This is a genomic window from Planococcus daihaiensis (assembly GCF_049262615.1).
Lineage (GTDB): Bacteria > Bacillota > Bacilli > Bacillales_A > Planococcaceae > Planococcus.
Genome location: NZ_CP175504.1, coordinates 1,639,868 through 1,652,633, shown reverse-complemented (window position 1 = coordinate 1,652,633; position 12,766 = coordinate 1,639,868). Strand labels below are relative to the sequence as shown.

Annotated in this window: 7 protein-coding genes, 3 rRNA genes and 1 other RNA gene; 2 read left to right on the top strand and 9 right to left on the bottom strand. The window is 48.6% G+C overall.

Annotation, left to right across the window (positions count from 1 at the left end; genetic code table 11):
• Positions 1-164: 164 nt before the first annotated feature.
• The 9 genes from rrf to DHX103_RS07810 form a co-directional block, all read right to left on the bottom strand.
• Positions 165-280 (bottom strand): 5S ribosomal RNA (rrf, locus tag DHX103_RS07850).
• Between the two features lie 89 nt (positions 281-369).
• Positions 370-3,302 (bottom strand): 23S ribosomal RNA (locus tag DHX103_RS07845).
• Positions 3,303-3,514: 212 nt separating this feature from the next.
• Positions 3,515-5,064 (bottom strand): 16S ribosomal RNA (locus DHX103_RS07840).
• The 16S, 23S and 5S rRNA genes sit together here, the layout of an rRNA operon.
• Before the next feature lie 331 nt (positions 5,065-5,395).
• On the bottom strand, positions 5,396-5,611 hold the full coding sequence (locus DHX103_RS07835; protein ID WP_422121781.1) for a YaaL family protein: 216 nt from the start codon (positions 5,609-5,611) through the stop codon (positions 5,396-5,398).
• A gap of 15 nt (positions 5,612-5,626) precedes the next feature.
• The gene (recR, locus tag DHX103_RS07830) at positions 5,627-6,223 is read right to left on the bottom strand and encodes a recombination mediator RecR (protein WP_117303689.1); all 597 of its coding nucleotides are present in this window, start codon (positions 6,221-6,223) and stop codon (positions 5,627-5,629) included.
• Positions 6,224-6,238: 15 nt separating this feature from the next.
• Positions 6,239-6,556 carry a YbaB/EbfC family nucleoid-associated protein gene (locus tag DHX103_RS07825; protein WP_422121780.1) on the bottom strand — a complete coding sequence of 106 codons (318 nt, stop codon included), beginning with the start codon at positions 6,554-6,556 and terminating at the stop codon, positions 6,239-6,241.
• 28 nt (positions 6,557-6,584) lie between these two features.
• Complete coding sequence (gene dnaX, locus DHX103_RS07820) at positions 6,585-8,321, bottom strand: DNA polymerase III subunit gamma/tau (RefSeq protein ID WP_422121779.1); 1,737 nt, start codon at positions 8,319-8,321, stop codon at positions 6,585-6,587.
• Between the two features lie 164 nt (positions 8,322-8,485).
• Positions 8,486-8,751, bottom strand: an RNA gene (gene ffs, locus DHX103_RS07815) — signal recognition particle sRNA large type.
• Positions 8,752-8,888: 137 nt separating this feature from the next.
• A complete protein-coding gene (locus DHX103_RS07810; RefSeq protein WP_422121778.1) occupies positions 8,889-10,520 on the bottom strand; it encodes a glutathione ABC transporter substrate-binding protein in 1,632 nt (543 codons plus the stop codon).
• Positions 10,521-10,880: 360 nt separating this feature from the next.
• On the opposite strand from DHX103_RS07810, the gene nikC reads away from it, so the two are divergent.
• Complete coding sequence (gene nikC, locus DHX103_RS07805; RefSeq protein ID WP_422121777.1) at positions 10,881-11,786, top strand: nickel transporter permease; 906 nt, start codon at positions 10,881-10,883, stop codon at positions 11,784-11,786.
• Positions 11,787-11,801: 15 nt separating this feature from the next.
• The gene (locus DHX103_RS07800) at positions 11,802-12,749 is read left to right on the top strand and encodes an ABC transporter permease (protein ID WP_422121776.1); all 948 of its coding nucleotides are present in this window, start codon (positions 11,802-11,804) and stop codon (positions 12,747-12,749) included.
• Positions 12,750-12,766 lie beyond the last annotated feature (17 nt).

Genomic DNA, 12,766 nt, shown 5'->3' with positions numbered 1-12,766 from the left:
TTCAATGGGAAAAAGCGATTCAAGAAAAACAATCTTTCAGCACTTCTACTGACAGATTTATTTCTATAACCCTCAATTCTTTTACTGACGATATAAATGTTCTATGTTCTATAAAGACAAAAAGGCCGTCACCGCTTGCGCGGTCACGACCTTTCTTTTTTGATGCCCAGCGACGTCCTACTCTCACAGGGGGAAACCCCCAACTACCATCGGCGCAAAAGAGCTTAACTGCCGTGTTCGGGATGGGAACGGGTGTGGCCTCTTTGCCATCGTCACTGGACTACTTTTTTGAGTGCTTGCGCTCTCAAAACTGGATACAACAGACATTGAAACAGCGTGCGAAACAATTGCGTTCCTGAAAGTGGTGTTTTGGTTAAGTCCTCGATCGATTAGTATTCGTCAGCTGCACGTGTCGCCACGCTTCCACCTCGAACCTATCTACCTCATCGTCTTTGAGGGATCTTACTTGCTTGCGCAATGGGAAATCTCATCTTGAGGGGGGCTTCGTGCTTAGATGCTTTCAGCACTTATCCCGGCCACACATAGCTACCCAGCGATGCCCCTGGCGGAACAACTGGTACACCAGCGGTGTGTCCATCCCGGTCCTCTCGTACTAAGGACAGCTCCTCTCAAATTTCCTGCGCCCGCGACGGATAGGGACCGAACTGTCTCACGACGTTCTGAACCCAGCTCGCGTACCGCTTTAATGGGCGAACAGCCCAACCCTTGGGACCGACTACAGCCCCAGGATGCGATGAGCCGACATCGAGGTGCCAAACCTCCCCGTCGATGTGGACTCTTGGGGGAGATAAGCCTGTTATCCCCGGGGTAGCTTTTATCCGTTGAGCGATGGCCCTTCCATGCGGAACCACCGGATCACTAAGCCCGTCTTTCGACCCTGCTCGACCTGTACGTCTCGCAGTCAAGCTCCCTTCTGCCTTTACACTCTGCGAATGATTTCCAACCATTCTGAGGGAACCTTTGGGCGCCTCCGTTACTCTTTAGGAGGCGACCGCCCCAGTCAAACTGCCCGCCTGACACTGTCTCCCACCCCGATCAGGGGTGCGGGTTAGAAGTTCAATACAACCAGGGTAGTATCCCACCGACGCCTCCACCGAAGCTGGCGCTCCGGGTTCATTGGCTCCTACCTATCCTGTACAAGTTGCACCAAAATTCAATATCAGGCTACAGTAAAGCTCCACGGGGTCTTTCCGTCCTGTCGCGGGTAACCTGCATCTTCACAGGTACTATAATTTCACCGAGTCTCTCGTTGAGACAGTGCCCAGATCGTTACGCCTTTCGTGCGGGTCGGAACTTACCCGACAAGGAATTTCGCTACCTTAGGACCGTTATAGTTACGGCCGCCGTTTACTGGGGCTTCGGTTCGCACCTTCGCTTGCGCTAAGCACTCCCCTAAACCTTCCAGCACCGGGCAGGCGTCAGCCCCTATACGTCACCTTACGGTTTTGCAGAGACCTGTGTTTTTGCTAAACAGTCGCCTGGGCCTATTCACTGCGGCTCTCTCGGGCTGTAACACCCTACCAGAGCACCCCTTCTCCCGAAGTTACGGGGTCATTTTGCCAGTTCCTTAACGAGAGTTCACTCGCTCACCTTAGAATTCTCTTCTCGCCTACCTGTGTCGGTTTGCGGTACGGGCACCTCCCGCCTCGCTAGAGGCTTTTCTTGGCAGTGTGAAATCAGGGACTCCAGGGCGCAATGCCCCTTGCCATCACAGCTCAACGTATCAGGAATGGGATTTGCCTCATTCCACGCCTCACTGCTTGGACGCGCACAACCAACGGCGCGCTCACCTTATCCTTCTGCGTCCCCCCATTGCTCAAACGGCGGGGAGGTGGTACAGGAATATCAACCTGTTGTCCATCGTCTACGCCTATCGGCCTCGACTTAGGTCCCGACTGACCCTGAGCGGACGAGCCTTCCTCAGGAAACCTTGGGCATTCGGTGGACGGGATTCTCACCCGTCTTTCGTTACTCATACCGGCATTCTCACTTCTAAGCGCTCCACGAATCCTTCCGGTTCCGCTTCGACGCCCTTAGAACGCTCTCCTACCACGGATCTTGCGAGATCCATCCACAGCTTCGGTAATCCGTTTAGCCCCGGTACATTTTCGGCGCAGTGTCACTCGACCAGTGAGCTATTACGCACTCTTTAAATGATGGCTGCTTCTAAGCCAACATCCTGGTTGTCTAAGCAACGCCACATCCTTTTCCACTTAACGGATATTTGGGGACCTTAGCTGGTGGTCTGGGCTGTTTCCCTCTTGACTACGGATCTTATCACTCGCAGTCTGACTCCCAATCATAAATCACTGGCATTCGGAGTTTGTCTGAATTCGGTAACCCGGGATGGGCCCCTAGTCCAAACAGTGCTCTACCTCCAGGATTCTAAAAGATTGAGGCTAGCCCTAAAGCTATTTCGGAGAGAACCAGCTATCTCCAGGTTCGATTGGAATTTCTCCGCTACCCACACCTCATCCCCGCACTTTTCAACGTGCGTGGGTTCGGGCCTCCAGTAAGTGTTACCTTACCTTCACCCTGGACATGGGTAGATCACCTGGTTTCGGGTCTACAACTGCATACTCTGTCGCCCTGTTCAGACTCGCTTTCGCTGCGGCTCCGGCTTCTCACCTTAACCTTGCATGCAATCGTAACTCGCCGGTTCATTCTACAAAAGGCACGCCATCACCCATTAACGGGCTCTGACTACTTGTAGGCACACGGTTTCAGGATCTATTTCACTCCCCTTCCGGGGTGCTTTTCACCTTTCCCTCACGGTACTGGTTCACTATCGGTCACTAGGGAGTATTTAGCCTTGGGAGATGGTCCTCCCGGATTCCGACGGAATTTCACGTGTTCCGCCGTACTCAGGATCCACTCTGGAGGGAACACACTTTCGGCTACGGGGCTGTTACCCGGTATCGCGGACCGTTCCAGGTCGCTTCGCCTAACGCGTTCTTTTGTAACTCCGTATAGAGTGTCCTACAACCCCAAGAGGCAAGCCTCTTGGTTTGGGCTGTTCCCGTTTCGCTCGCCGCTACTCAGGGAATCGCATTTGCTTTCTCTTCCTCCAGGTACTTAGATGTTTCAGTTCCCTGGGTGTGCCTTCGCATGTGTTATGAATTCACACATGGATACTGCCCCATTACAGGCAGCGGGTTTCCCCATTCGGAAATCTCCGGATCAAAGCTCACTTACAGCTCCCGGAGCATATCGGTGTTAGTGCCGTCCTTCTTCGGCTCCTAGTGCCAAGGCATCCACCGTGCGCCCTTCCTAACTTAACCAAGTTGGTTCTGTTAAAAGTTGATCACCGATTGGTGATCGTGTCACTTCATGAATCGCTTGTTTCGTTTTGTTTCAATGTCGTTTTATCCAGTTTTCAAAGAACAAGTGTTGAAAGTCACGCCACCAGGCATCGCCTGCAGGTGAACCTTCAAAACTGAACGCAAAACGTCAACGCCAAACCCGCAGGTCTGGCTTCCGATAATATCCTTAGAAAGGAGGTGATCCAGCCGCACCTTCCGATACGGCTACCTTGTTACGACTTCACCCCAATCATCCGTCCCACCTTCGGCGGCTGGCTCCACGAATGGTTACCTCACCGACTTCGGGTGTTACAAACTCTCGTGGTGTGACGGGCGGTGTGTACAAGGCCCGGGAACGTATTCACCGTGGCATGCTGATCCACGATTACTAGCGATTCCGGCTTCATGCAGGCGAGTTGCAGCCTGCAATCCGAACTGAGAACGGTTTTCTGGGATTGGCTCCCCCTCGCGGGTTGGCTGCCCTTTGTACCGTCCATTGTAGCACGTGTGTAGCCCAGGTCATAAGGGGCATGATGATTTGACGTCATCCCCACCTTCCTCCGGTTTGTCACCGGCAGTCACCTTAGAGTGCCCAACTGAATGCTGGCAACTAAGATCAAGGGTTGCGCTCGTTGCGGGACTTAACCCAACATCTCACGACACGAGCTGACGACAACCATGCACCACCTGTCACCGCTGTCCCCGAAGGGAAAGCCTAGTCTCCTAGGCGGTCAGCGGGATGTCAAGACCTGGTAAGGTTCTTCGCGTTGCTTCGAATTAAACCACATGCTCCACCGCTTGTGCGGGCCCCGTCAATTCCTTTGAGTTTCAGCCTTGCGGCCGTACTCCCCAGGCGGAGTGCTTAATGCGTTAGCTGCAGCACTAAGGGGCGGAAACCCCCTAACACTTAGCACTCATCGTTTACGGCGTGGACTACCAGGGTATCTAATCCTGTTTGCTCCCCACGCTTTCGCGCCTCAGCGTCAGTTACAGACCAGAAAGTCGCCTTCGCCACTGGTGTTCCTCCACATCTCTACGCATTTCACCGCTACACATGGAATTCCACTTTCCTCTTCTGCACTCAAGTCCCCCAGTTTCCAATGACCCTCCACGGTTGAGCCGTGGGCTTTCACATCAGACTTAAGGGACCGCCTGCGCGCGCTTTACGCCCAATAATTCCGGACAACGCTTGCCACCTACGTATTACCGCGGCTGCTGGCACGTAGTTAGCCGTGGCTTTCTGGTGAGGTACCGTCAAGGTACCAGTAGTTAGTTGGTACTTGTTCTTCCCTCACAACAGAGTTTTACGATCCGAAAACCTTCGTCACTCACGCGGCATTGCTCCGTCAGACTTGCGTCCATTGCGGAAGATTCCCTACTGCTGCCTCCCGTAGGAGTCTGGGCCGTGTCTCAGTCCCAGTGTGGCCGATCACCCTCTCAGGTCGGCTACGCATCGTCGCCTTGGTGGGCCATTACCCCACCAACTAGCTAATGCGCCGCGGGCCCATCCTGCAGTGACAGCCGAAACCGTCTTTCCGTGCAGCCTCAGGAGAGGCCGCAAACTATTCGGTATTAGCACCGGTTTCCCGGAGTTATCCCGATCTGCAGGGCAGGTTGCCCACGTGTTACTCACCCGTCCGCCGCTGAACCAAGGGAGCAAGCTCCCAAGGTTCCGCTCGACTTGCATGTATTAGGCATGCCGCCAGCGTTCGTCCTGAGCCAGGATCAAACTCTCCATTATAGAGTAGTTGATTGCTCAAATACTTGCTGGCGCATCGCGGTCTAAAAGACGCACGATTCGCTTTGACCTGCACAAGTGCTGATCAGTAAGTTTGCGCGGGCCGTTTTGCGCGACCGTTGCTGTTTGTTGACGTTTTGCTGTTCAGTTTTCAAGGTTCATGTTTGCCGTCGTTCTTGACGACTTATACTATACTAAAGCATCGTGTTCACAGTGTCAATGGATTTCCCAAATAAAATTATATTTAAAAAGTATTCCACCTCTATTTTATTTTCCTACTATATAATAAGCCCGAAAAAGAAAAGTGAAGACCGAGTTGTATAAACCTCTGTCTTCACTTGATTTTCACTTCACGGAGCCTTGCTTCTTTTAAAAGAAATAAATGTTTACTCTCGGAAATTTTCCGCTTAGCAATTATATACAAATCATAATCGTCAGACATTTCTTCCATTTCCTTTGCCGTTTGCAATTCTTGCTTGGCATCAAAGAACTGAGAAATCAACTGCTCATCAAACTCTTTTTTTAATTTACCTCTTCTTGAAAAAAGCATCTGTTGATCTCCTCTTTATAACTCGCGCCGGCCTTCTAGCGCTTTCGATAAGGTTACTTCATCCGCATACTCTAGATCTCCGCCTACTGGCAAACCGTGGGCAATCCGCGTCGTTTTGATTCCAGAAGGTCGGACCAGACGTGAAATATACATAGCCGTCGCTTCGCCTTCAATGGTTGGATTTGTTGCCAGGATCAATTCTTCAACCTGCTCATCCTGTAAACGTTTCAGCAAGGACGGCACATTGATGTCTTCTGGACCAATTCCTTCCATTGGAGATATCGCTCCTTGCAGCACATGGTACAAACCTGTGTAATCGCGCATTTTTTCCATAGCGATTACATCTTTCGGATCCTGTACGACACAAATCGTCGTACGATCCCGTTTTTGGTCCTGGCAAATATGGCAGGGATCCACATCGGTAATATGACCGCACACAGAGCAGAAGCTCAGATTTCGCTTTGCATCGACGAGCGCTTTCGCAAAATCAAGCACCGTGTCCTCTTTCATTCCGAGCACAAAAAATGCCAGACGGGCCGCTGTTTTTGGCCCAATCCCTGGCAATTTCATAAAACTCTCCATTAATTTTGATATGGGTTCCGGGTAATGCATAATTATTGCCTCCTACTACATTCCTGGGATATTCAAGCCCTTCGTGAATTTCCCCATTGTGGAATTCGCGTGATCGTCCGCTTTCTTGAATGCTTCGTTTGTAGCAACTACCAGCAGGTCCTGCAACATTTCCACATCTTCCGGATCGACTACTGATGGATCCAATGTGATGTCCAAAACTTCTTTATGTCCGGAAACAGTGACTTTAACCATACCGCCGCCAGATGCTCCATCAAATTTCATTGTTCCAAGTTCTTCCTGAGCTACTGCCATCTCTTTTTGCATTTTCTGCATCTGTTTCATCATACCTTGCATATTTCCGCCACCGCGCATAATTTTTTCCTCCTAATATTTTTGTTTGTCAGTCTTCATGAATTTCGACGAAGTCTTTTCCGAAAAGCCGCTCCGCTTCAGCGATGAACGGATCTTCTTCCGCAGCAGCGCCTTCCTGGGAAAACGGATTTTCTTCTTCAACATCCGCCTGTTTGTCTTCATTGCCGGCTTTCAATCCGCTGTTTTTAATGAACTCTTCACGGATTTTCAGCCAACCCGCATCAGGAACGTAAACCGGCGTGTATGCTTTTCCGGTATACTGCTCCAGCAACTGGCTGAACGCCGTTGCAAAAGTCTGGTTTTCTGATGCCATCTGGCAATGAATATCATACTTGAATTTTAACACAAATGCATCACTTGATGCCGCTACTGGCTCCGCTTCATTCAATAAAGCCGAATGGGATTTCTGGAGCTGGCCCATGACCGCAGCCCAATTTGTTTTGATTGCCTGGATATCGGGTTTTGTGGCATTTTTCAGCACTTCCTGAATGCGTCCGGTTGGAATCTTGAAGCCACTTTGCACCCGCTGCCTTTTTTTCTGGTCCGTTGGAGCTGGCACAGATGATGCGCCGCTTCCATTTTGCAGTTGTTGCTGCATATCGCGCACAAGCTGTTCGAGCACCGCCACCTTCGCTTCCAGTTCCGGTGACGCGCCTGCCACCATGGAAGTTTGAACCGGCGCATCCGCCTGTACCATTTTCAGCAAAGCCGTTTCCATATAAATTTTAGTATGGTTGGAGAACCGCATTTCTTGCTGGGTTTTGGTCATGATGTCGATCCATTGATACAGCGTTGCCGGTTCAAAGCGTTTCGCCAACTCTTCAAAGCGGCTTTCGTGGCTCGCAAGTTCCAGCATATCGTGCAGATCCGGTGCAGTCTGAATCAGTAGAAGGTCGCGGAAGAAGGTGATGAAATCTTCCACTAGCCGGACCGGGTCCTTGCCATCGCGCACCAATTGTTCCAATAGGGTCAAAGCCTGCCCTATATCTTTCGCAAGCAATGCTTCCGCAATATTATAAAACATGTCCTGGCTGATCGAACCTGTCACGAGCAGCGCATCTTCGACGGACATTTCGTCGCCACTGAAGGACACCACCTGATCAAGCAGGCTCAGGGCATCCCGCATTCCGCCCGCCGCTGCCTGAGCAATGATTTTCAGCACTTGTTCATTATAAGGAATCTTCGCATCATCCAGAACTTCCACCATGCGCAGGACGATATCCGCCTGTGTATGCGATTTGAAATCAAAGCGCTGGCATCTGGAAATGATGGTCAGCGGCAATTTATGGGGCTCGGTTGTTGCCAGGATGAAGACGACATGTTCCGGCGGCTCCTCTAAAGTTTTCAACAAAGCATTAAACGCACTATTGGAAAGCATATGGACTTCATCGATGATGTAAATTTTAAAGCGGGAATTCGCCGGAGAAAACCGGACTTTTTCAATAATTTCCCGCATTTCTTCCACACGCGAATTGGAGGCCGCATCAAATTCGATGACATCGGTATTGGAACCTTCCATAATGCTCAGGCAAGAAGAGCATTCGTTGCAGGGTTCAGCAACCGGTGCCCTTTCACAATTCAACGCTTTGGCAAAAATCTTTGCCGCACTTGTTTTCCCTGTGCCGCGCGGGCCAGAGAACAGATAAGCGTGAGTCGTCTTATTATAAAGGAGAGCATTTTGAAGGGTTTGTTTGACGTGCACCTGACCGGTCATTTCAGAAAAGGACTGGGGTCTGTATACACGGTAAAAAGCTTGATACGCCAACGGGTTTCTCTCCTTTTAAAAAATCTGTTTTTCGTCCTTTCATTATATCATAAATCCGCCCTTCTTCTTAAGGTTTTCGGACGGTTTTCAGCTGCTGAAAATAAAATCGGCAAAGAAAAAACCTGCCCGCATACAGCGGACAGGTTCAGATTATAAATTTAATGCCGTGCACCTTTCTTTGACTGCTGCACACAAGCGTTACCCATGTCGTTGGCTCGATCTAGGCGATCCCGCGGCACATGAGAAGTTCCACTTAATGCTGCTTCCTTCCGGACCTGACATGGTTCATGGGTTCCCATTGCGCAGGACCCAGATGTCAACACTACGTGCATGAGGCAGGCCTTACATGCAAACAGCCTAGGAAAGGAATTCAGTCCTGCTGGAGCGGATTGCAGGTTATAGGGCACCGCTACCTCCCCACCTAGCACGGCATTTACTAGTATACAAATTATAGCCGGAAAAATCAATCCTTACGTATAGAACTCCAAAAGTTAAACGGTCGGCTTACGATAAAAAGCCGTAGAAAAGCCCGGACAACTGTCCGGGCTTAATAAAAATCATTAAAATTTATTGTTCGATTGTAACGTCTTTCAACTGGTAGATACCTGAAGTATCAATGCTGAAACCTGAAACGTTATCAGCAACACCGTTCAGATATTCCGTGTGAAGTAAGAATGCCATCGGAGCGTCGTCCGTCAGCAATTGTGCAACTTCGGCATAGATTTCTTCACGAGCAGCTGGATCCGCTTCGCGGCGTCCTTCGTCAAGAAGTGCATCTACATCCGGGTTTTCGTAGAATGAACGGTTACCCGGGTTACCTTTTTGTGAAGAATGGAACAATGCGTACATGCCGTAATCAGCATCGCCTGTCGGGTTAGACCAGCCAAGGATGAACATATCATGTTGTCCTGCAGCAGTTTGCTCTAAATAAGCACCGAATTCCATTACTTCAATTTCCACTTCGATATTCAATTCTGCAAGTGCTTCTTGAATCAATACAGCAATCGATTGACGTTGTGGATTATCGTTTGTCCAGATAGAAGTAGAGAAGCCATCTTCCATACCTGCCTCTTCTAATAGAGCACGTGCTTCATCCATGTTGTATTCAACTGCATCAATATCTTCAGTGTAACCGAAGATTCCCGGTGCCAATGGCCCGATTGCAGGGATACCATAGTTTTCGTAAACTCCAGAAATGATTGCTTCACGATCCACAGCAAGCGAGATTGCCTGGCGCACTAATGGATTGTCAAACGGTTCTTTCTCAGTATTGAAACCTAGGTAAGCTAAGCTTGATGAAGCTGTTTGCAGTACAGAACCTGCACCTGAATTATTGATACGTTCAACTTCGTTCGGCTGAACCGGATCGATGATGTGAACGTTTCCTGTTTCAAGGTCGGCTGTACGTACTTGAGAATCTGGAACAACACGGAATGTAACTGTATCTACATTCGCAGGTTCGCCCCAATATTCTTCGTTTTTAGTAAGTTTGATTTCAGAACCTACCTGCCATGCATCAAACTTGAAGTAGCCTGTTCCTACTGGCTCTTCGCTGACAACAGAACCCGGATCGGATCCTTCTTCCATAGCTGCATAATCCGCTTCAATAGAAGCAGGAGAAATCATGCCGCCACCGTTATGCGAAAGGTGAGCCAATAATGGTGCGAATGGATATTCAGTCGTGATTTGGACTTCGTAATCGCCCATAACTTCAACATCCGTAATCATTTCATATAAGAAAAAACGTGGTGAAGCAATTGCTTCATCGCGAACGCGATCCAGGTTCATTTTAACTACTTCGGCGTTAAATTCTTCGCCGTCGTGGAAAGTGACACCTTCTTGCAATGTGAACGACCAAGTAGTTTCATCTACTTGCTCCCATGATGATGCAAGACCTTCGATAATTTCATTGTTTTCATTGCGGTTAACTAATGTTTCATAAATATTTGCTTGAACTACGGAAGACGGTACATCGTTTGAACCGTGAGGATCAAGTGATGATGCATCTGATAGCACTGCAAGTACAAGGTCTCCACCTGCTGCTGCTTCTCCACCAGTTTCTGTACCGGTTTCTCCGCCATCTGTATCATCTTCTTCTGCGCCGTCACCAGCGTCATCGCCACCTGCGCAAGCTGCCAGGAACAATGCTAATGCAAGCGTAAGCATCAATGCCCATAAAGACTTTTTGGTTAACTTCATTTGTTTCTTTACCCCCTTGTTATTTTTAAGTTAGAACATTATTTCTAAAACATAATATTCTGAAAACAATATACCATAAAAAACCCGGCTGAACAATAACATCTCCAAAAAATATTGACCCACTTAATTACTAATATATTATTTTGAATAAATACTAAAATAATTTTTCTGGCGTTAAAATCGCTACAAAAGCCGGTTTAACCTATTTTAAGATAGCTTATTAATTGAAAAGTGATAATAAAACTTTATTTTTTTACACACATTTTTATTTATCGACTATGATTATTCTAGATTATTTAGTAAACTTAAAAAAGTTTAAATATTAAACTTTAATACCTCATTTTAGAAAGGGTGTTTTTTATGAGTGAAGAAACAGTGAATCCTCCCGTCACTGCGGAAAAGATAAATCCTCGTCTTGAAAGCTACAAGCAGTTCTGGCGACGCCTGGCAAAGAACAAAGCCGCTGTTATCGGCGGGATAATGATCTTGTTCATCATTATTATGGCATTCGCCGGCCCCTGGGTCATTTCCACATTTACGGACTACGAGCCGAACAGAACTGAACTGGCCAATAAATTGGCTGCCCCATCATCAGCTCACTGGTTTGGTACGGATAGTTATGGCCGGGATATTTTCACACGCGTGATTTACGGAACCAAACTGACATTATATGTTGGCTTTTTATCTGTATTCATCGGAGGAGTTATAGGCGTTATTTTCGGAATCGTTGCTGGTTACTACGGCGGCCGGACTGATACCATCATTATGCGCTTGATGGACGTACTTCTTGCATTCCCGGGTATTTTGTTGGCGCTTGCAATTGTCGCAGTACTTGGCGGCAGCTTGACGAACGTAATCATCGCGGTCGGTATTTTCTCCATCCCCGCATTTGCCCGTGTCGTCCGGGGTTCCACCCTCTCGGTGAGAAAGCTGGAATATATCGATGCAGTACGCGCACTTGGTGCATCAGATTTCAGGATCATTTTCAAACACATTCTTCCTAATATAATGTCGCCAATCATTGTCCAAGCTTCCCTACGGATTGCAACGGCCATTTTGACTGGTGCCGGACTCGCTTTCCTTGGACTCGGTGCACAGCCGCCGACGCCGGAATGGGGCGCGATGCTCAATGAAGGCCGCGCATATATGTATGAAGCGGGGCATGTCGCATTGTTCCCAGGTTTGATGATTGTTCTAGTTGTTCTCGCCTTCAATATTTTCGGCGATGGCGTACGTGATGCTCTTGATCCAAAAATGAAAAAATAAGAGAGGTGAAAAACATTGACAAAATATATAATCCGACGTCTGCTGCAGACGATTCCTGTTCTTCTAGGGGTAACGATTTTGGTGTTTTCACTTATGCACCTTGTTCCTGGAGATCCTGCGCAAATCGTCGCCGGTGAAGGCGCTTCTGAACAAACAGTTGAACAAATACGTGAACGGTTAGGCTTAAACGAATCGATTCCGGTCCAATACGCTACATTTCTTGGCAATGCACTGCAGGGAGACTTGGGCTCTTCTGTCCGTTCAGGCCGGCCCGTAGTGGATGAAATCGGTGCCCGTTTCTGGGTCACCGTCGAACTGGCCTTTTACGCCACACTTGTTGCAGTTTTTCTAGGGTTGATTGCCGGTATTGTTTCCGCAGTCCGTCATTATACCCTTGCTGATACATCGATTATGATAGTTGCATTATTCGGTTTATCCATGCCTAACTTCTGGTTTGGACTTCTGTTGATCCAATGGTTCGCAATCGGGAACTGGATGCCGGAATCACTCGAATTCCTGAAAATGCGCCCCTCCGGCTGGGGCGATGAATGGCGGCAGGTTATCTTGCCGGTGTTAACACTCGGAACCGGTGGGGCAGCAATTATTGCCCGCATGACCCGTTCATCTATGCTGGAAGTCGTCGGGCAGGATTATATCCGCACAGCCCGTGCAAAAGGGGTTTCAGAACGTCTCGTTACTTACCGCCATGCGTTGAAGAATGCTTTGATCCCTGTCGTTACAGTGGTTGGACTTGAATTTGGTGGATTCCTTGGCGGAGCCGTATTAACAGAAACTATTTTCGCTATCAATGGCATGGGACGTTTGACGATTGACGCAATCCGGACGCGTGATTTCCCGGTTGTTCAAGGAACTGTGTTAGTCATTTCCGTTATTTTCGTACTCGTTAACTTACTCGTCGATATTTCATATCGATTCTTGAATAAACGAATTGATTTCAATTAGAAATGAGGTGTCAAGAA

Coding starts and splice junctions, on each gene's coding strand:
- DHX103_RS07835 (WP_422121781.1), bottom strand. CDS start 5,611: ATGCTTTTTTCAAGAAGAGGTAAATTAAAAAAAGAGTTTGATGAGCAG.
- recR (WP_117303689.1), bottom strand. CDS start 6,223: ATGCATTACCCGGAACCCATATCAAAATTAATGGAGAGTTTTATGAAA.
- DHX103_RS07825 (WP_422121780.1), bottom strand. CDS start 6,556: ATGCGCGGTGGCGGAAATATGCAAGGTATGATGAAACAGATGCAGAAA.
- DHX103_RS07810 (WP_422121778.1), bottom strand. CDS start 10,520: ATGAAGTTAACCAAAAAGTCTTTATGGGCATTGATGCTTACGCTTGCA.
- nikC (WP_422121777.1), top strand. CDS start 10,881: ATGAGTGAAGAAACAGTGAATCCTCCCGTCACTGCGGAAAAGATAAAT.